We start from the raw sequence: 22,774 nt of genomic DNA on the forward strand, positions 1-22,774 counted from the left end.
CACACCCCCACCACAATTTCGGGTGAGGGGGCTCTCCAAGCCCGCTTCGGTCTGCTACGTCCATGGCTTTGCCGAATGGACCCACCGTGACCTCGACCGACCCGCTACCCAAGCCTGATGCGCCGAGACGCCTGTCGCTGCGCTCGCCGCTGGACCTGCTCTTCCTGCTGTGCTGCTTCATCCTGACGGCCGACGTCCTCGGTCCCGAGTTTTTCGGCAACAACGGCAAGACCAAGGACTATGCGCTCTGGTATTGGGCCGGGCAGCAGGTGCTGCACGGCGCGCCGCTCTATCCCAGCGACGTCCATCACCAGTTCGAATTCATCTATCCGCCGCTGTCCGCGATCCTGCTCGCGATTCCGAGCTGGTTCGGCAAGGTCGCGCTCTACACCGTGCTGTCTCTCCTGAATGCGCTGGCGTGGTGGTACACCGGGACGCTCTCCAACGTCATGGCCGGATCGGGCCGCAAGGCTGGCCCCTGGCTGGAGGCGCTGCCGGCCATCGTCACCGTGACCTTCACCTTCGACATGTTCGATCTCGGCCAGCCGAATCTCGTCCTGCTCGCGATGATGCTGTGGGGCTTCTGGAACTTGCAGCATCAGCGTCCCTGGCGCGCCGGCTTCATGTTCGCGCTCGCCACCGCCATCAAGGTGTTTCCGATCGCGGTGCTGCCCTATCTGGTCTGGCGGCGGAAATGGGCGGCTGTCGGCGCCATGATCGCCTTCACGGGCATGCTTCTTTATGTGGTGCCCGCGCCGATCCGCGGCTTCGAGCGCAACGCGGCCGAGCTGGCGACCTGGTATCAGGGCATGGTCGGATCGAGCTCGGAAAAGGGCTTTGGCCAGCGCGACGAGCAGAACTGGTCGTGGGTCAACCAGTCCATCATCGCGGTGACGCATCGCCTGGTCCGGCCGATCAACTACAATCAGGAGGATCCCAACAAGCCGCCGCGCACGATGAATGTCATCGACGTCGACTACAAGACGGCGAACTGGATCGTGCTGGCGGTGTCGGCGCTGCTCGGGCTCGGCTTCGTCGCGGTGATGCCACCGCAACGGCGGAGGACGGCGCGCTCGGATGCCGAGGAGCTCGGCATCCTGTTCTGCCTGATGACGATCGCCTCGCCTCTGGCGCGGCAATACTACTTCATGTGGCTGTTCTTCCCGATGACGGTGCTGATGCATCGCGCCGCCTTTGACGAACGGGCGAATGTGCGGCTGGGAACTTGGCTTGCGCTGGCCGCTGCCGGCATCCTCTTGCTGCTGGCACTGCCCTGGTTTCCCAATGTCATCCAGGCCTGGGGCAACAATCTTGCCGCCACCGGCATTCTCGCCGGCAGCCTCGCATGGCACCTCCGCCATCCGCCGGTTGCGGCTGGCTCTGGCGCCGCGTCGGAGCTAAAAGCCAAGCCATCTTAAAAAGCCATCTTAAAACTCATCTTAAGAGCCATCTTGAAAATCAGATGTCTCGAGACTCGAAAGCAGGGAAGACGACCATGGCCAATGCGCAGCTTCAATCCGTGCTCGACCACATCGACAAGGATTTCGACAACAGCCTGGAGCGTCTGTTCTCGCTGTTGCGGATCAAGTCGATCTCCGCGGATCCGGCCTTTGCCGGCGACTGCAAGGCCGCGGCCGAGCATCTCGCCAAGGATCTCGCCAGCCTCGGTGTCTCAACCGAGGTGAGGCCGACCGCCGGCCATCCCGCTGTCGTCGGCAAGACCGGAGTGGGCGGCCGGCCGCATGTGATCTTCTACGGACATTACGATGTGCAGCCGGTCGATCCGATTGACCTCTGGCACAGCCCGCCGTTCGAGCCCGTCGTCACCGCACACGCGGACGGCCGCAAGATCATCGTCGCGCGCGGCGCCGAGGACGACAAGGGCCAGGTCATGACCTTCGTCGAGGCCTGCCGCGCCTGGAAGAAGGTCACGGGCTCGCTGCCGATCGACGTCACCTTCCTGATCGAAGGCGAGGAGGAGGTCGGCTCGAAGAACTTCGTGCCATTCGTCGAGGCCAACAAGGACGAGTTCAAGGCCGATTACGTGCTGGTCTGCGACACCGGCATGTGGGACCCCGAAACGCCGGCGATTACGACGGCGCTGCGCGGCCTGCTCTATGAAGAGGTGAAGATTACGGCGGCCAATCGCGATCTGCATTCCGGCGTGTACGGCGGCACGGCGATGAACCCGATTCGGGTGTTGACCAAAATCCTCGGCGGCCTGTTCGACGACGACAACCGCATCACCATTCCCGGCTTCTATGACGGCGTGAAGGATACGCCGCCGGAGATCTTGGAGCAGTGGAAGAAGCTCAGCTTCACCCCGGAGTCGTTCCTCAAGCCCGTCGGCCTGTCGATCCCCGCCGGTGAGAAGGGGCGGCTAATGGTCGAGCAGGCCTCCACGCGTCCGACCTGCGACGTCAACGGCATCTGGGGCGGCTATATCGGCGAGGGCTCGAAAACGGTGATCCCGTCGCATGCCTCCGCCAAGGTCTCATTCCGGCTGGTCGAGGGGCAGGACCCCCACAAGATCCGCAAGGCGTTCCGTGATTACGTATCGGCGCGCATTCCGGGCGACTGCAAGGTCGAGTTCGGCGACCATTCCGCCGCGCCCGCCGTGGCGCTCGACTGGCACATGAAGCCGCTCGCGGCGGCCAGCAAGGCGCTGGCGGAGGAATGGGGCAAGGAGACCGTGCTGATGGGCTCGGGCGCCTCGATCCCGATCGTCGCCGACTTCAAGCGTACGCTTGGCCTTGACTCGCTGCTGGTCGGCTTCGGCCTCGACGATGACAACATCCATTCGCCGAACGAGAAGTACGATCTCCGCAGCTTCCAGAAGGGCATCCGCTCCTGGGCAAGGATTCTCGCGGCGCTGGCAGAGGTGAAATGATCGCGTAGCGGTCACTCACCTCAAATAAAAACGCCGCCCGGGATTGGACGGCGTTTCATTCCAAAACGTGCAGAGGTCGTTCGAAAGCGATCCTACACCAAATCCCGAAAATCTCAAGACCGGTAGCCCGGAAGCTCGCGGTCGAGCTTGCGCAGCAATGGCGGCCAGACGAGATTGGTCGCGCGCAGCTCGGCGCGGTCGCGGTTGGCGAGCAGCTCGGTATTCTTCTCGATCGCCACGTCGTCCACCGGATACACTGGCGTGCCCAGCGCGCGCGTGCGCACCTGCATCGAGCAGGCGCGCTCGAGGTGATACATGCGCTCGAAGGCGGAGGCGACCGAGCGGCCGACCGTCAGCGTGCCGTGGTTGCGCAGCAGCATGTGATTGTGGTTGCCGAGGTCCCTCTGGAGCCGCGGCCGCTCGTCGTGGTCGAGCGCGATGCCTTCATAGTCGTGATAGGCCAGATCGTGGGTGACGAGCTGGGCGGTCTGGTTCAGCGGCAACAGGCCTTCGGCGCTGCTCGACACCGCGGTGCCGTCGAGGGTGTGGAGATGCAGCACGCAGATGGCGTCCTCGCGCACCTCGTGGATCGCCGAATGGATGGTAAAGCCGGCGGGGTTGATGCTGTACTCGCTCTCGGTGAGCTGGTTGCCGTGCAGGTCGACCTTGACGAGGCTCGAGGCCGTGATCTCCTCGAACACGTCCGTAGGGGTTGATCAGGAAGTGATGGTCGGGGCCGGGCACGCGCGCGGAGATGTGGGTGTCGACCAGATCATCCCAGCCGTACAGCGCGACGAGGCGATAGCAGGCGGCGAGATTGACCCGTTGCTGCCACTCGGCCTCCGTCATGTTCGACGGCACTTCCTTCAGGCGCGCTTCCGCTGGTGACATGGTCATCTCTCCGAACATCGTTGTTGCGGGAGGGAGCGTAGTCTTGGTCTGAGCTCGCAGCAAGGCGCGTCAGGAGCGCGGCAGTTCAGCGTCGCCCGCATGGAGCGGGCTGCGCTGGAGAAGATTATTATGGCGCCGGCACTGACAGCAGGCTGGAAATGCTGCGGCCGCGGATGTCGTAGACGCGGGCGAATACGACGTCGTCGCGCTTGATTTCGACCATCACGGGCGCGGTGAGGCCCTTGCAGTAGAACTCGCCGAGCGTCATGGCGAAATCGGCTGCGTTGGAATCCCAACCGATGGTGAAGTCGGGGCCGAGCGCGACCTGCGCCGGACGTTGCGGACCGCACACCGCGACCTTCCATTTGCGATTGACCGGCGGCACTTCCTGGCGCTCGACCAGCTGCTCGCGCAGCTCGTCGGAGGCCTGCTTCAGCGCGAGGCCCCAATAGTCCAGCATGAAGCGGTCGTCGGCGCCGCGCACGGTGCCGGCGATGTGGTTGAAGTGGGTGTATTGATAGGGATGCAGCCGGATCATCTCGGCGAGCGAGAGCGCAAGGCCAAAGCAGAAGGTCGCGAGCACGACCGGCTGCCAGGTGCGGTGATTGGCGCGCAGGCGCTCCATGACCCAGGCGAAGGCGATGCCGCCCAGCACCGCCATCGGCGGGATCACGAACACGAAATGGCGGATGCCGTTGTACAGCGCCGGCCGCTTCACCATCGCGATCGCGAGCGGCAGCGTCGCAGCTAGCGTCAGCATCAACAGGATGGTCTTGCGGCGTGCCGGGACCTCGCGGCGCGGCAGCAGCGCGAAGGTGCCGACCACGGCACCGCCCATCAGCACCAGCATCACCTCGGGCAGCTGCAGCGCGAACAGCGTCGGCAGATAGGACCAGGGCATGTCGGGCACGGACACGATCGCGCCGTCGAACATCTCCTTCCATGGCTTCTCGAAGAAGTGCGAGAAATAGGTCAGCGCCTCGAAGGGATTGCCGGGCTCCATGATCGACCACGGCCAGATCAGGCCCATCACGAGATAGCCGAGTACGAGGCCGGGCAGCAGCACATAGACAACATGGGCGAAGCGTCGCACCGACTCGCGCAGCCCCTCGCTGCGCAATTCCTCCAGGAACAGCGGCAGGAAGCCGGCCGTTGCGTAGACCAGCGAAAGGCCGCCGAGAATGCGCGTGCCGAGCGCCAGGCCAGCACCCAGACCCACGATCAGGATCGTGCGCGGGGACGGCTGCGGATATTCCTCGGCGAGCCGGACGAGGCCGAGCATCAGGATGATCATGGCCACCGCGAAGGGCGCATCCTTCGGGTTCATGAACATGTGGCCGTAGAAGATCGGGCAGAGCGCGAGCAGCAGCAGCGCAGCGAGACCAGCGAGCGGGCCGCCGACGCGTCGGCCGAGCCGCCACGTCACCGCGAGCCCGATCACGCCGACGACCGCGCCGACCAGGCGTCGCGTCTCGAACAGCTCGAGCGGAATGACCTTGTGCAGGAGGGCCGCGACCATGTCGAAGCCGCCGCCATACATATAGAGGTTGGCGAAGGAGAGCGCGGCGGTGTCCTTGAAACCGGAACCGTACATGCGCAGCAACAGATCGGCATATTCAGCGTGGGTGTAGTCGTCCCAGCCGAGTCCGTAGTCGCGGAAGGTCAAGCCTGCGATGACGGCGACCGCAGCCAGCACCAGCATGGCGAGATCGTCGCAAGTCCGTTCGATCGAGCGCCGTTGAGGCGTGTCGATCGCCGAAGTCGTGATGGATGTCATGGCTATTGGTGACCCGGAATCCCCTCTCGGCCCTGCTGGTGCGCGCGGGCCTGCTCCCCGGACTCCGTATAGCGCAGTTCCATTACCAAGTAATTGGGCATTATGGCTAAATTCCTGATGCGGCGCAGCAAAATCGGGAACTTGGAAGCAGTCTAGCAGTAGCCAATCCTAGCTGAAGGGAATGTGAATAAGTCCCTGATTTCCTTTCCTTTAGGAACGCGGCCTACAATTCGCCGTTGGCGCGGAACATAGTATGACGGTATCGTGGCATAGAGGATGTCGCGTGTGGATGCGCGACCTGGGGTGGATTCGATGACCTTGGCATTGTTGATCGCGGGCATCGTCGCCGCTGTGGCGGGCCTCGTTGCGGTCGCTTTTGGCTTCACCGTCAGGGAATTCAGCCTCGGCAGCACCCTCATAATCTCTGGTACCATCGGCGTCTGCTCCGGAATGTTACTGGTCGGCCTGCATTTCGTGGTGCTCGAGCTGAGGAACATCGCCCGCCGGCTCGCTGGATCGGCCGCGCCGTCCGAGGTTCGCGTCAGGCCCGTGCTGCCGGGCCTTGCGATGCCGGGCGCGCCTGCGCCCGAGCCGGCGCTTGCTCCCGCGGCAAGGCCCGAGCCGGCGCCGCCGGCCGCAAGTCCGCCGCCCTGGCAGAGCGAGGCCGCCACGCGCGAGCGTCCGCGCGTCGAGCCACCGCCGCCGGAGCCGGAAGCTCCACCCGCAGTTCCCGAAGCGCCGCGCCGGCGCAACCTGTTGTTCGCCTCGACCTCGCGCAAGGAGCGCGAGCGCGCGGAGGCGAAGCCCGCCGAGAGCGCGCCACCGCAGCCGCCTGGAGCGCCCACGGAGGCTCAGGAGACGCCCGCGGGCTTCGACGACGCCTGGCCGAAGCCGGACCGTGGACGGCCGCAGGAACCGGCGGCCGGCCCGCGCCGTCCGTCGTCACCGCGCTCGGCGTCGACATTTGTTGAAGCTGCCCCGTCAGCACCGCCGCCGCCCGCGCCGGAGCCGCCGGCCGAGCAGGCGCCCGTGACAGTGCTGAAATCCGGCGTCGTCGACGGCATGGCATATTCGCTCTATTCCGACGGCTCGATCGAAGCGCAGATGCCGGAGGGCATGATGCGCTTTGCCTCGATCGACGAGCTGCGCGCCCATCTCGACCAGCGGGGCTGAGGCGCTGCCTGGCCCAAGTAAAACCTGCCGTTCTTGTCACGGCGTCAGTAATCGCCCCATATTCATCAGTCGTCTCATTTCAGCCGAACGTATTGTTGACACGGAATACTTTGCTGGCGTCTCTGCCCGGAGACGCGATTCAAGGGAAAGGTCGAGCCCATGTCGGATGCCGGGGCCAAGAATTTCATCGAGCTGACGGCGAGCATCGTGTCGGCCTATGTCGGCAACAATCCCACGCCAGCTGCCGAGATTCCGAACCTGATCAGCCAGGTGCATGGTGCATTGGTGCGGGTGTCGTCAGGCCGCGGTGAGGCTGTGCCGCTCGAGCCGGCCAAGCCTGCGGTGTCGCTGAAGAAGTCGATCGCGCCGGACTATCTGGTGTGCCTCGAAGACGGCAAGCGCTTCAAATCGCTGAAGCGCCATCTGCGCACCCAGTACAACATGACGCCGGAGCAATATCGGGAGAAATGGGGCCTGCCCGCCGATTATCCCATGGTCGCGCCGAACTACGCGGTGGCGCGCTCGCAACTGGCGAAGCAGATGGGCTTGGGACAACAGCAGCGGAAGCGGAAGTAGCGCCAGCCTCGGACTTCGCGGGGAAAGGGGCGAAGCGCCGTGCCCGCGATTTCTCGTTGATTGCAGTCAGAATGGTGGGCACGCTGCGCTTTGCCCACGCTGCGGCCCTTCCTACGACGCTTCCGCCAGCGCCTCTTTCGCGTCGGTCTTGATGCGCTCGACCATCGAGCGGAGACCGTTGGAGCGCTGCGGCGTCAGGTGATCGCGGAAGCCGAACTCGTCGAACACGGCGATCGCGTCGGTCTCGAGGATCTGCTGCGGCGTGCGGCCCGAGTAGAGCGCGAGCACGATGGCGACCAGGCCGCGCACGATATGTGCGTCGCTGTCGCCGCGATATTTCAGGACCGGCACGCCACCATCGCGTTCGACCACCTTCTGGAGCCAGACCTGGCTGACGCAGCCGTTCACCTTGTTCTCGGCGGAGTGCTCGGCTTCCGGCATCGGTTCCAGGGTGCGGCCGAGCTCGATGACATACCGGTAGCGGTCGTCCCACTCGTCCAAAAGCTCGAAATTGTCCCTGATTTCGTCGATCGTCGTCATATCGGCCCAAAGTTCCTGTTCGAGCCAATATAGGGATGCGAAGAGCCGAAATCGATAGGGTTTGGGGCCTAATTCGCCTGCGACGAGCCGCGCCATTCCAACGCGAGGTCGTCCTGGGTCAGGGTGTCGCGCGGCGCCTCGCTCGTCGCAGCGTCGCCCTCGCCGGCCAGCGCGATCGAGCCGGTGTGGTCAGGTGCCTTCTTGCTGTTGCTCTTGTTGTCGTTCTTATCGTTGGTGATCTGCTCTTTCTTGTCGTTGATGATCTGGTAGATCTTCTTCGCGCCGTCCTGGGCGCGCTGGCCGATGATGGTCGCGGCCTGTCCGCCGACCTCGCAGGCCGCCGGCTGGCGCTTGCAGAACTGGCTCATGTCGGACACGGCCGCGGTCGCAGCCTGCACCGCGTCGGCGGCGCCGATCTGCGGCAGCTTCTCCGATTGAGGTGTCTTGTCCCGCGGCAGCAGCACGAGCACGAGCCCGAGCCAGAATGTGATGCGGAGCAGAAAGCGCATCTGATCGACCTGTATGTTAGATCCCGCCGCGGCGATGTCCGCGGGCTTGGGGACCTAGCAACTCTCGATAAATCGCAAGTGATTGCTTCGAGCTTAATTCGCGGAAAATTGACGCAAAAAACTTCGCAAGGACCGGCCTCGTCGATTTTCGATGGATGCCGGAAGGCAAGCGGCCATTCGGGCTGCCGCATCCACCATTTCGAAACCATGTGCGGGAAGATGAAACCCTGTGTTCACCATTCCTGCTGAAGACGTCGCCAAATCGTCTAAAAAGCCCCGCGTTGATGCGGTGTCCGGCCGCGCGCGGCGCTGCCTTAGCACTCGTTTAAGGTCGCTCTGACACGGTGGCTCAACGACAAGGAGGCGTTCCGGCGCGTCTTTTGACGAGTGAGCCGAAGCGCGAGACCCGTGACAGTTTTGAGTATCATCCGCGATTGTCTCGATGCGCTGCTGCATCCCTCCGCGCGTTACGATGCGCTGACGCGTGCGCGCCATCGTGCCTTCATGGCGCCGCGGCTGCTGGGCAGCCTGGCCGCCTTCGCCGCCTTTCCCGTTTATCTCGCCATGCGCGGCGCGCCAGGCGCGATCGAGGTCGCCGCCTTCGCCTGGCTGATCGCGCCGATCCTGTTGTCCTGGTTCCTGTCGCGCACCGGCCGCTATGAAGGCGCGCATGTGCTGTCGTCACTGGCGCTCGCCGGCCTGATCGTGACGGTCGCGGGCACCACCGGCGGCATCGAATCCTTCGCCGCGATCTGGCTGGTCGTGGTTCCGCTCGAGGCAGCGCTCTCGGCCTCGCGACGCGTCGCAGCCTTCGCCTGCCTGCTTGCGATCTCCTGCGCGGGGCTGCTGATCCTCTTCAGCCAGCTTGGGTGGCCGCCGGCCGGCGACATCAGCGCCACAGAGCGCGGCGTGCTGATGGCATTCGGCGTCGCATCCGCGACGCTCTATGCCGCGGGTCTTGCGTTTGGCGCGGAATCGCTCGCGCGCACCAGCGTCGCGCTGCTGTCGCGCGAGGAGGAGCGCTATCGCCTGCTCGCGCGCAACATGAGCGACGTCATCTCGCGGCACCGGCGCAACGGCGCGGTGCAGTTCATCTCGCCGGCGGTGGAAGCCATGCTCGGCATGCCGGTCGCGCAGCTGCTCGGTCACGGCCTGTTCGATCGCGTCCATGTCGCCGACCGTCCGGCCTATCTCACCGCGCTGTCGGATGCCGCGCGCGGCGAGGTGCGCAGCGTCGAGTTCCGGCTCCGGCGCGAGCCTGACGCGGCCGAGCGCGGCCAGGGAAATTATCAAGTCGATTTCATCTGGGTCGAGATGCGCTGCCGGCCGCTCGATCAGGACATGAGCGGAGATGTCGCGCGCGAGGCCGAAGTCGTCGGCGTGATGCGCGACGTCACCGACCGGAAGCTGTCCGAGCAGGCGCTCGACCAGGCCCGCAGCGCCGCCGAGGCGGCCGATGCGGCCAAGACGCGCTTCCTCGCCACCATGAGTCACGAGCTGCGCACGCCACTCAACGCCATCATCGGCTTCTCCGAGATGATCGCGCAGGAGCAGACCCTGATGCTCAGCGCGGCCCAGCGCAAGGAATACGCCGAGCTCATCAACGCGTCCGGCCAGCATCTGTTGTCCGTCGTCAACGGCATCCTCGACATGTCGAAGATGGAGACGGGCAATTTCGAGATCGCGTCCGAGCCGTTCGCGCCGCGCGCCTCGCTGATGCATTGCTGCAATCTGCTGGCGCTGAAGGCGCGGGAGAACGGCATCGATCTCATCACCGATGCGCCGCAGGACCTGCCTGTGATGACCGGCGATCCGCGCGCATTCAAGCAGATCGTGCTCAACCTCGTCGCTAACGCCATCAAGTTCACCGAGCGCGGCGGTCAGGTGACCGTGACGGCCGCCGCATCAGGCTCGCAGCTCACGCTGCGCATCACCGACACCGGGGTCGGCATCGCGCCGGATGATCTCAAGCGCATCGGCGCGCCGTTCTTCCAGGCCGGCAAGACCTATCAGCGCCGCCACGAAGGCACGGGCCTCGGACTTTCGATCGTGAAGAGTCTCGTGGCGTTGCATCTCGGCGAATTGACGCTACAAAGCAGGTTAGGTGAGGGCACCGCCGTCACCGTCAAGCTGCCGCTCGTCTACACGCCGCCGCAAGCCAAGAGCTTCGATGGCAAGCCGGTTGAAAGCAAGGTCACGACGTTGACGCCGGTGCTGCGCCAGGAGGCCTACGACCAAATTCGCGAGGAACTTCACGAAGACCTCAACGACCAACCCGCTCTGGTGAAGAAAAGTGCCTAAGAAGTCTGCCAAGGACGAAGCCGCTCCGCGCCGCCGTGGCGCCAAGGATGGGACCAAGGCCGCGGTCATCGACGTCGAGACCGAGCGCAACCTCGTGATGCGCGTGCTGCTGCACAGCCCGAAGGACACGCTGGCCGGTCTCGTCGCCGTCGCCGCCATCGCCGCGATCGTCGCCAATGCGCTGTTCCTGCAGACCGGCCGGCATCCGGCGCCGATGTTCGGCAGCGTGATCAATCTTCCCGTGCCTTCGTCGGTGCCGCTGTCGAACCCGTTGCCGCGTCCGCGCCCCGTCGGCGCCGACACCTCGCCGCTCGAACCGAGGGCGACGGAGTTTCGCGTCGAGCCCAAACCTGCTGAAAGAGCCGCCGAGAAGCCTGTGGAGAGGCCGGTCGAGGCGACCGCATCGACGCCGCGCGCGGGCAACGATCCCATGACCAATCTGGTCAAGGCGACCGCGACGCCGTCGTCCGCGATGCGTCCGCCGGCGCCGATCCCGCCGCCGCAGAGCCCGGCGGCGCGGCGCATCGCCGGCGTGCAGCGCGCGCTGGCCGAATATGGCTATGGCAATCTGAAGATCACGGGCACGATGAGTGGCGAGACCCAGTCCGCGATCCAGAAGTTCGAGCGCGAGCACAAGATGCCGGTCACCGGCCAGGTATCCGACCGCCTGCTGCGCGAGCTCGCCGCCGTGATCGGCCATCCCGTCGAATAATTGTCGGGCTGTGCATATCCACGCTCCTGACTGGGTCTCGCTGCCGCTGCGCGGGCGGATACTTCATCACAATTGACTTGAGATTATTTTGTAGCTACAAAATAATCCTGTGAAGATCGTTTGGGACGAACCGAAGCGCCAAGCCAATCTCGACAAGCACGGGATGGATTTCGCGGATCTCAACGAGACCTTCTTCGACAATGCCTTGGTTTTGGCGACCTATGGCAACCGCTGGCGCGCGATCGGCATTAGCATTCGGCGTTGTCTCAGTCATCTTCGCGACCCGCGGAGCTGAAGGCGCAAGCATCGTCAGCATGCGCCCTGCCAGCAAGAAAGAAAGGAGGTTCTATGAAGAAATCCGTCGCTAAGAAAGGTTACACCGCGCGGGACATGCGTGCGGTGAGCGACAATCCGGAATGGACCAAGGATGACTTCGCCAGGGCCAAGGCTTTCGATGAGGTTTTCCCAGGTGTGCGGAAGGGCCGCGGCCCCAACAAGGCTCCGACAAAACGGCAGGTGACCTTGCGCCTGAGCCCCGTGGTGGTCGACCATTTCAAGGCGGAAGGTCCGGGTTGGCAGAGCAGGATCGATGAAGAACTGCTCAAGGTGGTGAAGCGCAAGCGTACCTCCGCAGCAGGCTAGCTCATGCGCCTGAAATCAAACATCTGGGTCTCCGCTTATCTGCGCCGCTGCCAGACCGAGGGCGTGTTCGGGGCGGTGCGCCGCCGTGGCGCCGAGGAGGCGGGTGCGGTGTTCGTCAAGGTATCGCTGCTCGACGGCAACGCGATGCTCTACGTGCCGGCGCCGCAGACCGTCTATGAGGACGGCCGTCCCGTCGACCGCTTCTTCGTGCCGGTCGCGCCGCAGCCCCTGCCGGAGCACACCATTGAGGAGCGCCTGACCAAGGAGCTCCGCTTCGATCCGGATGCGTGGATCGTCGAGACCGAAGACCGCGCCGGGCGGCATTTCCTGGATTTGGCGAAGACTTAGCGCTCCGACGCCCCGCCGGTGCCGGTGCGCACCGTCGGGCTGGATCCGGGCTGCACGCCCGGTCGCGTCTGGCTTGCGCCGGCACGCGCGCGCTGCCGCTCGCTGTCGTGCAGCGAAGGTTGATACTTCGCCCGCGTCACGGCGAGCGTGGAGCCGCGCCAGGCCGCCAGCATCACCAGCGCCGCGCGGTCGCTGAGGCGGTCATAGAGTCGCGACAGCCGGTACACCTCGTTCACGGAGTTGCCGATCTCCGGCTTGAAGAACAAGAGGATGCGCTGGAAATTCGGGCTCGGCATGTCGAGCGCGCGCGCGGCGACTGCGAGCGCCTCACCGCCGGCATCGTCGACGATTTGCGCGGCGACGCGCGAGGGCAGGATCAGGCTGTCGCCGAGTTCATAGGTGAAGTTCTCGACGTCATTGGCGATTGCCGCCATCTCCAGGATCTGGATCGCGCGCTTGGCGCGCACGGTCGGAATCCGCGGCGCGGCCTTCAGCGGCGTCTGCGCCAGATTGTGCAGCATCAGCGCGCGCTCGGAGGCGCCGGCGCGGAAGAACGTGTCGTGGATTTCGGCCGCTTCCTTCGGCTGCATCGCCATGTTGGCGCCCATGCGCGCTTCCGCGTCGGTCGGGGCGCGGCTGGGTGACGGCGCCGAGATCTCGCGCGCGAGCGGAATCCTGCGGCCTTCCTGGGCCGCGACCAGCCCGAGCTTCTGCAGGACCGGGACGGGCGTCTGCGGATAGGTCGCGAGCTTCGCCTTGACCGAGGCGCGCGTCGCATCGTCGACCTGGTCGATCAGCCGCGTGGCGAGCTCGACGAATTGCCGCTGCTCGTCCTCGCTATGGGTGCTTGCCTGAACATAGAGGTCGGTCAGGACGCGCAGCAGCGTTGGACGAACATCGACGCCTTCACGACGTGACAGGGTCATCAGCCCGTCGAATCCGGGAAACAGCGACTTGGTCATGGAGAGGTACGCAACTTGGAAGAGACACTTGCAGCGAACCTAGCGCCGGTTCGTTTAAAGCCTCGTTAAGGAAAACGAGGCGTGAAGCGCGCCCTGCACTTACAGGCATTGTCGTGCCGCAACGGGACGGCGCGGCGAAGGCCGTGCGGTTACGGTCGGAGGGGCGTGTTTACACCCCGTTAACCATGAGCTGATCTTAATGGACCCATGTTGCAGGGGCGCGTTCGGTCGCGCGGCAATTGAAGAGAGCTGACATGGGGACCATCATCGAATTTCCGGCCGGTCGCCGGGTAGGCTCGTCGGGGGACGCCACACCGCGCACGGACACGGGAACGATCGTGATTCTCCCTGTGATCCGCATCGAGCGCGAGAGCGACGAAACCAGCGGCGATCGCGGGCCGGAGCAGGGCACAGCGCCGGGGCGCCGTCGCCGCCGCCGCTAGATCCGGCTCCCGCAATGCCGGAAACCATCCGCCAGATCCGGCCCTTCATATCGGCCATTCTGCTCGCAGCTCTGGGCGCGAGCCTCGCCGCCTGCAGCGGCGGCGATTTCGGCCGCACCCGCGCCGATATGCGCAGCGACGACATGCATCGCTGGCTCGGCGTTGAGGCCACCGGCAGCCTTGGCCTCAAGGCCTCGCAGTTCCAGCTCACCGACGAAGAGCGCCAGCTTCGCGACCTCGCCTATCCCATGATCGAGCCGCCGCTGTCGCGTCCGGCCTGGAAGAGCGTGTTCGGCGACTACAAGGCGCTGCCCTCGCCCTGGCGGCAGAAGATCGTGTTCGATCGCACCATGTACGGGCGCACGCTGATCGACGAGCCGCACCGCTCGCACTCCTCACGCTATGCGCAGCTGATCGAGGACGTGCGCAACGACATCACCCGCTTCGAGCCGTTCTTCGCCTCCGCGATCCGCGTCATCGATCTCGACAGGAAGCGCAATGCCAGCATGGTGCGCGTCTCCGAGCTCTCGCCGCGGGAGATGGAGGACGCGATCGCGCGCATGCAGGAGAACTCGCTCATCGTACAATGGGTGCAGCAGTGCCTCGAACAGCGTGTTTCCTCTTATCGCTGGGCATTGGAGCGCCTGGTGATCCAGGCGCCCGACGGCATGGCCGCCGACGCCGACCGCCTGATCGGCGAGCTCGCCGCCCAGACCGCCAACCCGCCGGTCATGAGCCAGCCGCCTTACGGCCGCGCGGTGGTCTCGAAGGGCTGAGCGCATTGCGCGCGCCGGTCCGATCAGGCTTTCGCCGCTACTTCTGCAGCGTGTCCACAAATTCCTTCAGCGCATCCGATAGCGGGGCCGACCGATGCGCGATAGGCAACCCCACCTCGCGCTTCACCTTGAGCTCCCGCCGATTACGAGCGCTGCCGGCGCGGAGGGCATTGAGCGAGCGCCTTGCGCGACGCGCGCTCGCCACGGTCTCTATTTGCCGGAGTCAGCTTTTTGATTCAGCAGAAGGCGTTGCCTCACCGCCCGTGCGATGGCGGCCGGTGCCTCCTCGGGAATCGCAAAGCAGGAGCTCGCGTTGATCTCGCACAGCACGTAGGTGTCGGCGCCCGTTGGGTCGCGCGGCCCGTACAAAAAATCCGCATCCCAGATCACCGGCAGCGAACCCTCATCGATGCCGAGCCTCGCCAGCATCTGCGGCGTCCATTCGTTCTCCATCGCTCGCCGCAGCGCCTGGAATTGCGGCGCGTCGGGGCCCTGCATGATCCGCGGGCCGGGCTGGGCTTCAGGCGAGTCCGGCCCCTCAGGCGGCGGCGGGATCAGGGCTTTGATCTTCTGATGCCCAAAACCTGCGACTCTGGCGCCGCTCATGTAGCAGCGGATCATGCCGTCGGGCAGGCGGGGTTGAAACGCCTGGTCGATGATGCAGCCGCCCCAGCCGAAATAGGGCTCGCATCGCACGAAGAGGGCATCGAGCGGCATATCCTCGGGTACGCTGCCGCGCTTTGCATGCAGCACGCGAACCATGGCATCGGTGTCGGGCAGCGCCTCGACCTTCCAGACGCCCTGGCCGCCATTGCCGCGATTCTGCTTCAGCACGCGCGGGCCGCTCGTTCGAAGCCGCGGCGGAAACTGTTCGCGGAAGCTCGCTGCCGTGTCGTAGCGATGCGTGTCGGCGCCCCAGCCGAGATGACGGGTTCGGTAGAGCACCTCCTTGACGCCCATCTTCAGGATCACGTCGGGATGTGCACTTACCCAAGGTCCTCGCGCTGCAACGTCGCGAAGCAGGATGTCGAGGTCCGCGCGCGTCTTGCCCTGATGGATCGGGTCGACCCAGACCAGCACGCCACTGGCGGCGAGCAATTGATCGCGGACAGCGTCAGCGAAGGTTTCGTCGTAAATCACCGGATGCGCGTCGATGCCAAGCGCGGCGAGGGCCTCGAAGACGTGGACGAAGCGGCTGTTCTGCGCCGTGGCGTCGCGACGCGCGGCAGCGTCTCCGCGGGAGAGGATGGCGATAGCAGGTCGGTGAGAGGAGTGTCGTTCGGTGTCCATGCGCAAGCTCCACGAATTTGCGTGCTGCGCAGAGCTTGGACCTGGGTCTCACGGGGAGTCTGCATCGTCCCCACGAGGATCAGTCTACGAGAATTGGTCGTAGGATTTCAAGAGAGCGTCGGTTCCATCCGGGCGGTGAACTCTTCGTGACGCCTATCCCGCGCTTTCGCGGGAAGCTCGGGTTGACAGCCCACCGCTCCGGGTTTCTACGTTAAGCCATCGGGGATGTGCGATCTCCCCGTGAGGCGACATGCCAAAGCGTCGCGTCCTGAGATTCACCAGGGGCGTAGCATGTCATTTTTCACGATCTCATCCGGTAAATCGTCCTGGCTCTCCAATGCGGCACGGCGCGTCAGCGCCTGCGCGGCGCTGATCGGCATCGCAGCCGGATTCATCGCGGCGGCTCATGCGCAGGAGATCGACTGGCAGAAGGTCGATCAAACGCTGGGCCGCAAGGCGGCCGTCTCCGGCGACGTGCATCGCTACGGCTTCCCGCGCACCGATCTTGCGGTCACGCTCGGTGGCGTGACCATCAAGCCCGCGCTGGCGCTCGGCGGCTGGGTCGCGTTCAAGCCGGCGCATGGCGGCGTCATGGCGATGGGCGATCTCGTGCTGCTCGAATCCGAGATCAATCCGGTGATGCTGAAGATGATCGAAAATGGGCTCGAGATCACCGCCGTTCATAATCATCTGCTCGGCGCGAGCCCGGCGACGTTCTACATGCACGTCGCCGGGCACGGCGATCCGCTCAGGATCGCGGCCGCCCTGAAGGACGCACTCGCTGAAAGCAAGACGCCGCTGTCGCTGGCGCCTCCAGCGGCCCCTCCGCCCGCCGTCGATCTCGACACGGCGCAGCTCGATCAGATCATCGGCGTCAAGGGCCAGGCCAATGGCGGCGTCTACCAGTTCAACGTTCCCCGCCGCGATCCGGCCATGGAGCAAGGCATGCAGCTGAGCCCCGCTGCCCCACTGGGGGTCGCAACCGGCATCAACTTCCAGCCGACCGGCGGCGGCAAGGCGGCGATCACCGGCGACTTCGTGCTGGCCGGCGATGAGGTCAACCCCGTCATCGCGGCGCTCCGCTCCCACGGCATCGACGTGACGGCACTTCACAGCCACATGCTGGACGAGCAGCCGCGTCTCTTCTTCATGCACTTCTGGGCCGACGATGACGCGGTCAAGCTCGCGGGCGGCCTGCGCGCTGCGCTCGACAAGACCGCGAGCGAAAGGAAGTGATGCGGGAAGGGGAGGTCGGGGACGAGGCGCTGTGCCTCGGCGAATGGCCGCCACCATGGTCGTGACGATGAGCGCGATTGTCACGAGCGCCCCTGCAACATGGAGGATGGTCCTGACGCCTGGCGCCCTTGGCGCTTCGCCTCCACGCAAATAGACTGCAACGCGGGCCAGACGGATCGCGGTATAGACCGATACCAGCGCTGAAGCACAGCCGGCCTGACGCCCACTATCAAGCCTATGTCCTTGGCGACGACGGGGAGCTATGGCGGTCCGAGCAGAAGCTCGCGACGTTCGAACCCGATCCTTTGGTCGCAGGCAAAGCCCAGGGTTGGCTCCAGGGGACGTACGTCGGCCGGAATAATTTCGGCGGCTCACGTCGGCAGGCCTACCTTGGAAAAGTTACGGATGACCGGGAGCGTGCTCGGCTTCCACGGCGCGGATCAGGGCGGCAAGACTGGGATATTCCACCCCATTGCGAGCGTAGCGATTGATGCGCTCCACATAGCGGGCCGATCCGTCGGGCCTGCCTCGCCAGCTGAACAGCAGTACGGGGCTGTTGTGCTTGCGCAGAACGTGGCCCGCTCCATTACCGAACGACTTGCTCAAGGGGTGGCGCTTCATGGCCGCGCCTCCAGCTTCACCAGCTCCGACTCGTCCATTCCCGGATAAGCATCCGGAACGGAGACGTTCCTATTGTAGGCGAGGAGAGATTCGGCAGGGGTGAGCAGCTTCACACTTCCTGGTTTTTAGGCGGGTTGGATTAGGCTGACAGTCGCACAGGCCGGGAGCCTTGGGAACAGAGCTCACTGTCCAGCATGCCAGCTGCCCCTGCGTGCTGAGCGCGAGCGCCGGGCTGAGCAGTAAGTCCGGATGTCGACGGATCGTCAGCAATACTCGATCGCAAATCAGATGGCTGTCATCGCGGCCTACGCAGTCCAGCATCGGCTCACGATCGTGGATACATATATATATAGACGGGCATCAGCGCAGTGAGGGTCAACAACCGATGGGGCTCATCCGTCTGATCAAGACGTTCAGTCAGGAGCCGCCGAGTTCGGGAAGGTGTTGGTGCGGGAATGCGGCAACGGGAACGAGGCTTCGGCCCACGACGAGGGGCCCTTGCTTCCGCAAGTGGCCCGACGGCGAATTCGGAACGAGCTGCTCAGCTATCCGCTCCTCAAAGCAGTCCGGAAATGGCAAAGCAGGGGACCTAATCGGCGCTTTTGACCCTTAGCAGACTCCGCCTTGGCAGGAGCTGGACGGGGCGTGATGTGTCGGCCTGCAGCTCAGTGTCCTGATTTTCCTGGCATCATAAAATCCAAGACCGCCTGCATTACGTTTTCCCCCTGACGTACGAGATCATGCAAGCAGCTCCTGCGCCAGGAACAGACCGGGTACCAGGTGACTTTCTTCGCCAATCGATTCGCGCCTTTTTTGATCTTTACTCGGCCAAGACCATATGCCGAATGCCATAAGCCGGATACTTATCCGCTGGCTGTGATGCCCGTGTCTAAGAGTCCACTGTGCACCGGGAAAATCGACGCGGTATACTAATGGTGTAAGTCAATACTGACTTACAAAACTTCCAGGCCGGCATCACTTTCAGAGAAACGCCACACCTATTCGGAAGGGTGCGCGCCAAGCCACTCGGCAGGGCAACTTTAGACTGTGCTCTGGGATGACCAGAGTGAACCTGGCGGGTATTCGGTCTGTCGTATCCAAGAATTGCAGCGCCGCGCCCGATGTCGAGATATCGCGGATCGTGCAGGAGATCTTATCTCCGGCTCCGTCTATTTGTGCCGGCATCGCCGCACGAAAGCGTGGTGCGTTACGCGTCTCTACCATGAGTTCAACTGCTATTGCAGTCCCTAGATCGATCCGTATTCCTCAACGCTCTGGTTGATCCAAAGCAGCGCCGCCCGGCTATCCAACCACAAAAGCTGGTCTTCCTCCCCTTCGCCGGGAGTCATGTGCAACACGAAGCAATTCTCGCCATATCGGAATAACGTGTCGCGCGCTAGGCGCTCGCTTAAGGTTTGAACGTCGAGATACGGGTACTCGTGCGTAGCGACAAGCTTCATGACTGAAACCTGCTTAGAGCAGCGCCATCCAAAGCTGAGCCCAGTTGATCAACCATCTGACGGGCTCTCTCGACGCTACTAATTAGTTCTTCCGCTTGCCGAGTGAGCTGAAGGATACTCGGATCGTCTTTAAAGTCAGACAGGATAATCTGAACGCACCTGTTAGTAAGATCGAGCATCCATAGAGCACGTCGCATGTCGTGTTGGCTCTGAAGATCTGCTTCATGCAGCTCAGACAGGACGTTTGTAAGTCCTTGGATCCGACGAACAGCGGGATGAGATGTAGGACGTCCTCGACCGCGCGGGAAATCGAGTACCTCGGACACCGGTGTCCTCCAAATTGTTAAAATATGCAGGTAGTTTTGCGGCAATCATTTAACGCTTTCATAAGCTTCCATAAAATGGCTATCGGTTTTCGGCGAAGCAGCAGACGCTACCGAGAAGCAACCCGCATAGTTCGCTGCAAGCCGCCGTACTCCCCCTGCGCGTCCGTTGCAGCGGCCGGTCATGCTGAAGGCTGGGCCGATCTTGCTAGGCACCGTCGCAAATCGCGTGTGGCATAAGTCGCCCAACCGTCATCACGGAGAGATCCTGATCTGAAACCGCCGGGCTGTCCCCGGTGATGCCTATCGCGACAGTCAACTGATCTCTTCGTGGCCCGTTGCATCTCCAGCAGCCGGCCGCGACCAAGCCCTGTCCGCTTATTCCCCATCGGCGAAGTTGCGCGTCGTCTGACGGAGGTCCGCTCACGGCGACGCAGCGGACCAGATTTGCGAAGCGCCGGGAGACCGGCAAGGAGTAGAGAGTGCAAGTCTCTTACGATGAAGGAGTAGCGATCCACATCGGCCCCGAGTCATGCGCAGTTGCCCGCGAGGGTGTCGGCGAAGCGTTGACAGGGGAGCGCATAGGCCAGCCATCGAGCCGCGAAAGAGTCCTATTCCGGGTGCCGACGCCGTGCAAATGGCGGAAGGCAACACATCCAGGCGCGTCATCGCGAGCGCCAGGACGACCCGGCGTGGTCAGAGACCCTGGCATGTGCAGACGCTCCTTGCATGGGAACCGGGAGATCTCGCGATCGACCGCTCGGCAACAGCCGCCGGTCCGCATTGGGAAGGCGAGGAGCCGAAGCCGATGATGCACGGTCGCGAGAAGTCAGACTCTGCCATAGTAGCTGTGAAGCCGACGAACAAAGCGGTCCCGACCGCAGCGGAGCCGGTGGAGCCAAGGGCGGGGGCCAAGGGGAACGCGCGCCAGCAAAGCACGCACCGGACACAGGACGGGAGCGCGTGACACAGGCGCTGGAACGCGTACGGCAAGCCGCAAGGCAACGGAAGAAGGAGAGGTTCACCGCACTCCTCCACCACATCAGCATCGACTGCCTCCGGATGGCGTTCTTCGCGCTCAAACGCGATGCCACCTCTGGGGTGGATGGACTGACGTGGCCGACCTACGAAGCAGACCTGACCGAAACCTCACTGATCTGCACGAGCGGGTTCATCGGGGAGCATACCGGGCACTGCCATCGCGCCGGACGTACATACCGAAGGCTGATGGGAAACAGCGTCCGCTGGCGGTTGCGGCGCTCGAGGACAAGATCGTCCAGAGAGCGACTGCGGCTGTGCTGAACGCCGTCTACGAGGAAGACTTTCTCGGGTTCAGCTACGGGTTCCGACCCAAGCGAGGTCAGCACAATGCGCTGGATGCGCTGGTCGTCGGGATCACGAGCAGGCGAGTGAACTTCATTTTTGACGCAGATGTGGCCTCCTTTTTTGACTCAGTCAGCAAAGACTGGCTGGTGCGATTTGTGATGCACCGCATCGGCGATCTGCGCATTATCCGCCTAATCCAGAAGTGGTTGAAGGCGGGTGTCCTAGAGAACGGAGTTGTCACGGTCAGTGAAAAGGGGACGGGGCAGGGATCGGTCATCTCACCGCTGCTCGCCAACGTCTACCTGCACTACGTGTTCGACCTCTGGGCCGCGCGCTGGCGACGGCACGAGGCCACGGGTGACATGATCCTCATGCGGTATGCTGATGACATTGTCGTCGGCTTCGAGCACGAGGCGGACGCCCGGCGCTTCTGGGACGATATGCGCAAGCGGTTCGAGGAGTTCTCGCTGTCGCTCAATCCGGACAAGACCCGCCTGATCGAGTTCGGCCGCTTTGCGGCGGAACGACGCGCTCATCGCGGGCTCGGAAAACCGGAGACCTTCAACTTTCTTGGCTTTACCTTCATCTGTGAACGCAACCGCCGTGGCCAGTTCCTTGTCAAAAGAACAACACGGCGCGATCGCATGCGGGCGACGCTCAAGAGGGTCAAGGAGGAATTGCGACGGCGCATGCACGAACCTATCCCCGAGCAAGGGGCGTGGCTCAAGCAAGTGGTCAGAGGCTTCTTCGCCTACCATGCCGTGCCGACCAACGGCCGCGCACTGGGAGCATTCTATTATCATGTGACGCGCATCTGGTTGCGCACGCTGCGGCGGCGCGGCCAGAAGGACCGCTTCTCATGGCAACGAATGCACAGGTTAGCCGCCGACTGGCTCCCTCAACCGCGCATCCTTCACCCGTATCCTGACAAACGTTTCGCCGTCATGCACCCGAGGGGGAGCCGTGTGCGGGAATTCCGCCTGCACGGATTTGGGCGGGGGGCGGTCAGCAATGACCGTCCCTACCGCGCTTCAATCTGAGTTCTTCGCATTTTGACCCCGACCGGACACATGCCCTCCTTCGGGGGGCTGCAATAGCTCGGCGCGCATGGTAAACTTTCTGCCCCGAGTGAGGGAGCCAGAAGATGCAAGCGCGGGACGTGATGGTTCGCGGGGTTATCTCGGTTGGCCCCGATATCCCCGTTCAAATCGCGGCCAATGCGATGGTCAGTAACTGCGTAAGCGCGCTCCCGGTCATCGATATCCACGCCAAGCTGGTCGGCATCGTTTCGGAAGGCGATTTGATCCGGCGCGTCGAGATCGGCACCGAACGGTGCCGTTCCAGCGGGCGCGAAGCAATCATATCAAGCGACGCGCTGGCGAAGGAGTTCGTCAAGTCGCACGCTAAACGAGTAAGCGATGTCATGACGCGTGAGGTGATAACGGCGCAGCCGGAAACACCGTTGCGGGAAATCGCGAACTTGATGGAGAAGCACCGCATCAAGCGGGTGCCGATCGTTCAGGAAGAACTGGTGGTCGGGATCGTCAGCCGTGCGAACCTGTTGCAAGTATTGGCCCGCGTCAACAACAATGCGGATTGGGTTGAAAGCGACCGCGAGCTGCATCAACGCTTCGTCGACAGCATCAAGGATCAGCCGTGGGCGGACAGACCCTTCAACATCATCGTCAATGACCGCTGCGCCGATCTCTGGGGGTTTGTCTACAGCGTGGATGAGAAGACCGCCGTGCGCGTTGCGGCCGAGGCAACGCCTGGAATCGAGTCGGTATCGGATCATCTGGGCATCGCCCCGTGAGCCGATTTCTGGCCCCCAGCCGCCGCCTACATTGGAGCTGGTATCCCGCCACTCGCCGTAGCGGAGACAAAGGATGCCTTCGAAGTGACGGCCGACCGGTGAGAAAAAGGCCGAGAGCACAACAGACGAGAAGGAATGGCACGTCGAGGAGCGGACCTATGGCTC

At 63.7% G+C, this 22,774-nt stretch carries 22 protein-coding genes and 2 pseudogenes; 15 read left to right on the top strand and 9 right to left on the bottom strand.

Annotated elements, in window-relative coordinates:
- The first annotated feature begins 62 nt into the window (after positions 1-62).
- Positions 63-1,418 carry a glycosyltransferase family 87 protein gene (locus AC5V87_RS13535; protein ID WP_495371266.1) on the top strand — a complete coding sequence of 452 codons (1,356 nt, stop codon included), beginning with the start codon at positions 63-65 and terminating at the stop codon, positions 1,416-1,418.
- A gap of 77 nt (positions 1,419-1,495) precedes the next feature.
- Entirely contained in the window at positions 1,496-2,890 is a 1,395-nt protein-coding gene (locus AC5V87_RS13540; protein WP_495371267.1) for a M20/M25/M40 family metallo-hydrolase, read from the top strand.
- Between the two features lie 113 nt (positions 2,891-3,003).
- Here AC5V87_RS13540 and AC5V87_RS13545 read toward each other — a convergent pair.
- Positions 3,004-3,781: pseudogene (locus AC5V87_RS13545) on the bottom strand (class II aldolase/adducin family protein).
- 127 nt (positions 3,782-3,908) lie between these two features.
- Positions 3,909-5,558, bottom strand: coding sequence for a glycosyltransferase family 39 protein (locus AC5V87_RS13550; RefSeq protein WP_495371268.1), 1,650 nt, complete (start codon positions 5,556-5,558; stop codon positions 3,909-3,911).
- A 312-nt stretch (positions 5,559-5,870) separates the two neighbouring features.
- Between AC5V87_RS13550 and AC5V87_RS13555 the strand changes: the two genes are divergently transcribed.
- Positions 5,871-6,731, top strand: a complete 861-nt coding sequence (locus tag AC5V87_RS13555; protein ID WP_495371269.1) for a DUF308 domain-containing protein — start codon at positions 5,871-5,873, stop codon at positions 6,729-6,731.
- A gap of 159 nt (positions 6,732-6,890) precedes the next feature.
- Positions 6,891-7,307 carry a Ros/MucR family transcriptional regulator gene (locus tag AC5V87_RS13560; protein WP_456839614.1) on the top strand — a complete coding sequence of 139 codons (417 nt, stop codon included), beginning with the start codon at positions 6,891-6,893 and terminating at the stop codon, positions 7,305-7,307.
- 111 nt (positions 7,308-7,418) lie between these two features.
- Here the strand turns inward: AC5V87_RS13560 and AC5V87_RS13565 are convergent, their stop codons facing one another.
- The gene (locus AC5V87_RS13565) at positions 7,419-7,847 is read right to left on the bottom strand and encodes a SufE family protein (RefSeq protein ID WP_495371270.1); all 429 of its coding nucleotides are present in this window, start codon (positions 7,845-7,847) and stop codon (positions 7,419-7,421) included.
- A gap of 68 nt (positions 7,848-7,915) precedes the next feature.
- Positions 7,916-8,356 carry a DUF5330 domain-containing protein gene (locus AC5V87_RS13570; protein WP_495371271.1) on the bottom strand — a complete coding sequence of 147 codons (441 nt, stop codon included), beginning with the start codon at positions 8,354-8,356 and terminating at the stop codon, positions 7,916-7,918.
- A gap of 408 nt (positions 8,357-8,764) precedes the next feature.
- Here AC5V87_RS13570 and AC5V87_RS13575 point away from each other — a divergent pair, with 408 nt between their 5' ends.
- The 5 genes and pseudogenes from AC5V87_RS13575 to AC5V87_RS13595 all read left to right on the top strand — a co-directional run bounded on the left by AC5V87_RS13575 (position 8,765) and on the right by AC5V87_RS13595 (position 12,359).
- Positions 8,765-10,657 carry a PAS domain-containing sensor histidine kinase gene (locus AC5V87_RS13575; protein ID WP_456839611.1) on the top strand — a complete coding sequence of 631 codons (1,893 nt, stop codon included), beginning with the start codon at positions 8,765-8,767 and terminating at the stop codon, positions 10,655-10,657.
- A complete protein-coding gene (locus AC5V87_RS13580; protein ID WP_456839610.1) occupies positions 10,650-11,369 on the top strand; it encodes a peptidoglycan-binding domain-containing protein in 720 nt (239 codons plus the stop codon). Before AC5V87_RS13575 ends, AC5V87_RS13580 begins: the two co-directional genes overlap by 8 nt.
- Before the next feature lie 109 nt (positions 11,370-11,478).
- Positions 11,479-11,737: pseudogene (locus AC5V87_RS13585) on the top strand (BrnT family toxin).
- On the top strand, positions 11,718-12,011 hold the full coding sequence (locus AC5V87_RS13590; RefSeq protein WP_456839609.1) for a BrnA antitoxin family protein: 294 nt from the start codon (positions 11,718-11,720) through the stop codon (positions 12,009-12,011). The pseudogene AC5V87_RS13585 and the gene AC5V87_RS13590 overlap by 20 nt, the downstream one beginning before the upstream one ends.
- A 3-nt stretch (positions 12,012-12,014) precedes the next feature.
- Complete coding sequence (locus AC5V87_RS13595) at positions 12,015-12,359, top strand: DUF1491 family protein (RefSeq protein ID WP_456839608.1); 345 nt, start codon at positions 12,015-12,017, stop codon at positions 12,357-12,359.
- Here AC5V87_RS13595 and AC5V87_RS13600 read toward each other — a convergent pair.
- Positions 12,356-13,321, bottom strand: a complete 966-nt coding sequence (locus AC5V87_RS13600) for a DUF2336 domain-containing protein (RefSeq protein WP_456839607.1) — start codon at positions 13,319-13,321, stop codon at positions 12,356-12,358. The two genes, AC5V87_RS13595 and AC5V87_RS13600, sit on opposite strands and share 4 nt — an antisense overlap.
- A gap of 254 nt (positions 13,322-13,575) precedes the next feature.
- Between AC5V87_RS13600 and AC5V87_RS13605 the strand changes: the two genes are divergently transcribed.
- Together AC5V87_RS13605 and AC5V87_RS13610 are read left to right on the top strand one after the other, a co-directional pair.
- On the top strand, positions 13,576-13,764 hold the full coding sequence (locus AC5V87_RS13605; RefSeq protein ID WP_235539389.1) for a hypothetical protein: 189 nt from the start codon (positions 13,576-13,578) through the stop codon (positions 13,762-13,764).
- Positions 13,765-13,778: 14 nt separating this feature from the next.
- Entirely contained in the window at positions 13,779-14,540 is a 762-nt protein-coding gene (locus AC5V87_RS13610; protein WP_456839606.1) for a hypothetical protein, read from the top strand.
- Between the two features lie 210 nt (positions 14,541-14,750).
- On the opposite strand, the gene AC5V87_RS13615 is transcribed toward AC5V87_RS13610, so the two are convergent.
- On the bottom strand, positions 14,751-15,830 hold the full coding sequence (locus AC5V87_RS13615) for a Cj0069 family protein (protein WP_495371272.1): 1,080 nt from the start codon (positions 15,828-15,830) through the stop codon (positions 14,751-14,753).
- A 291-nt stretch (positions 15,831-16,121) separates the two neighbouring features.
- Here AC5V87_RS13615 and AC5V87_RS13620 point away from each other — a divergent pair, with 291 nt between their 5' ends.
- Positions 16,122-17,066, top strand: coding sequence for a DUF1259 domain-containing protein (locus tag AC5V87_RS13620; RefSeq protein WP_495371273.1), 945 nt, complete (start codon positions 16,122-16,124; stop codon positions 17,064-17,066).
- Between the two features lie 399 nt (positions 17,067-17,465).
- Here the strand turns inward: AC5V87_RS13620 and AC5V87_RS13625 are convergent, their stop codons facing one another.
- On the bottom strand, positions 17,466-17,687 hold the full coding sequence (locus AC5V87_RS13625; protein WP_456839603.1) for a hypothetical protein: 222 nt from the start codon (positions 17,685-17,687) through the stop codon (positions 17,466-17,468).
- Between the two features lie 288 nt (positions 17,688-17,975).
- Between AC5V87_RS13625 and AC5V87_RS13630 the strand changes: the two genes are divergently transcribed.
- Positions 17,976-18,059: a hypothetical protein gene (locus AC5V87_RS13630; RefSeq protein WP_495371891.1), complete on the top strand. Its 84-nt coding sequence runs from the start codon at positions 17,976-17,978 to the stop codon at positions 18,057-18,059.
- A gap of 609 nt (positions 18,060-18,668) precedes the next feature.
- On the opposite strand, the gene AC5V87_RS13635 is transcribed toward AC5V87_RS13630, so the two are convergent.
- Both AC5V87_RS13635 and AC5V87_RS13640 read right to left on the bottom strand, forming a co-directional pair.
- The gene (locus AC5V87_RS13635; RefSeq protein ID WP_495371274.1) at positions 18,669-18,911 is read right to left on the bottom strand and encodes a PilZ domain-containing protein; all 243 of its coding nucleotides are present in this window, start codon (positions 18,909-18,911) and stop codon (positions 18,669-18,671) included.
- Between the two features lie 23 nt (positions 18,912-18,934).
- Positions 18,935-19,147, bottom strand: a complete 213-nt coding sequence (locus AC5V87_RS13640; protein ID WP_456839601.1) for a hypothetical protein — start codon at positions 19,145-19,147, stop codon at positions 18,935-18,937.
- A 1,438-nt stretch (positions 19,148-20,585) separates the two neighbouring features.
- Here AC5V87_RS13640 and ltrA point away from each other — a divergent pair.
- Together ltrA and AC5V87_RS13650 are read left to right on the top strand one after the other, a co-directional pair.
- Positions 20,586-21,836 (top strand): group II intron reverse transcriptase/maturase, encoded by a 1,251-nt coding sequence (gene ltrA, locus AC5V87_RS13645; RefSeq protein WP_495371275.1) that lies wholly within the window; start codon positions 20,586-20,588, stop codon positions 21,834-21,836.
- 104 nt (positions 21,837-21,940) lie between these two features.
- Positions 21,941-22,609: a CBS domain-containing protein gene (locus AC5V87_RS13650; RefSeq protein WP_456839598.1), complete on the top strand. Its 669-nt coding sequence runs from the start codon at positions 21,941-21,943 to the stop codon at positions 22,607-22,609.
- The last annotated feature ends 165 nt before the right edge of the window (positions 22,610-22,774 follow it).

The sequence above is a fragment of the Bradyrhizobium sp. SOJA106 genome, from assembly GCF_059448745.1.

Bases quoted from the DNA above. Each gene is read 5' to 3' on its own strand.
- AC5V87_RS13535 (WP_495371266.1), top strand. From the start codon at position 63: ATGGCTTTGCCGAATGGACCCACCGTGACCTCGACCGACCCGCTACCC.
- AC5V87_RS13540 (WP_495371267.1), top strand. From the start codon at position 1,496: ATGGCCAATGCGCAGCTTCAATCCGTGCTCGACCACATCGACAAGGAT.
- AC5V87_RS13550 (WP_495371268.1), bottom strand. From the start codon at position 5,558: ATGACATCCATCACGACTTCGGCGATCGACACGCCTCAACGGCGCTCG.
- AC5V87_RS13555 (WP_495371269.1), top strand. From the start codon at position 5,871: ATGACCTTGGCATTGTTGATCGCGGGCATCGTCGCCGCTGTGGCGGGC.
- AC5V87_RS13560 (WP_456839614.1), top strand. From the start codon at position 6,891: ATGTCGGATGCCGGGGCCAAGAATTTCATCGAGCTGACGGCGAGCATC.
- AC5V87_RS13565 (WP_495371270.1), bottom strand. From the start codon at position 7,847: ATGACGACGATCGACGAAATCAGGGACAATTTCGAGCTTTTGGACGAG.
- AC5V87_RS13570 (WP_495371271.1), bottom strand. From the start codon at position 8,356: ATGCGCTTTCTGCTCCGCATCACATTCTGGCTCGGGCTCGTGCTCGTG.
- AC5V87_RS13590 (WP_456839609.1), top strand. From the start codon at position 11,718: ATGAAGAAATCCGTCGCTAAGAAAGGTTACACCGCGCGGGACATGCGT.
- AC5V87_RS13595 (WP_456839608.1), top strand. From the start codon at position 12,015: ATGCGCCTGAAATCAAACATCTGGGTCTCCGCTTATCTGCGCCGCTGC.
- AC5V87_RS13600 (WP_456839607.1), bottom strand. From the start codon at position 13,321: ATGACCAAGTCGCTGTTTCCCGGATTCGACGGGCTGATGACCCTGTCA.
- AC5V87_RS13605 (WP_235539389.1), top strand. From the start codon at position 13,576: ATGGGGACCATCATCGAATTTCCGGCCGGTCGCCGGGTAGGCTCGTCG.
- AC5V87_RS13610 (WP_456839606.1), top strand. From the start codon at position 13,779: ATGCCGGAAACCATCCGCCAGATCCGGCCCTTCATATCGGCCATTCTG.
- AC5V87_RS13615 (WP_495371272.1), bottom strand. From the start codon at position 15,830: ATGGACACCGAACGACACTCCTCTCACCGACCTGCTATCGCCATCCTC.
- AC5V87_RS13620 (WP_495371273.1), top strand. From the start codon at position 16,122: ATGTCATTTTTCACGATCTCATCCGGTAAATCGTCCTGGCTCTCCAAT.
- AC5V87_RS13625 (WP_456839603.1), bottom strand. From the start codon at position 17,687: ATGAAGCGCCACCCCTTGAGCAAGTCGTTCGGTAATGGAGCGGGCCAC.
- AC5V87_RS13630 (WP_495371891.1), top strand. From the start codon at position 17,976: ATGGCTGTCATCGCGGCCTACGCAGTCCAGCATCGGCTCACGATCGTG.
- AC5V87_RS13635 (WP_495371274.1), bottom strand. From the start codon at position 18,911: ATGGTAGAGACGCGTAACGCACCACGCTTTCGTGCGGCGATGCCGGCA.
- AC5V87_RS13640 (WP_456839601.1), bottom strand. From the start codon at position 19,147: ATGAAGCTTGTCGCTACGCACGAGTACCCGTATCTCGACGTTCAAACC.
- AC5V87_RS13650 (WP_456839598.1), top strand. From the start codon at position 21,941: ATGCAAGCGCGGGACGTGATGGTTCGCGGGGTTATCTCGGTTGGCCCC.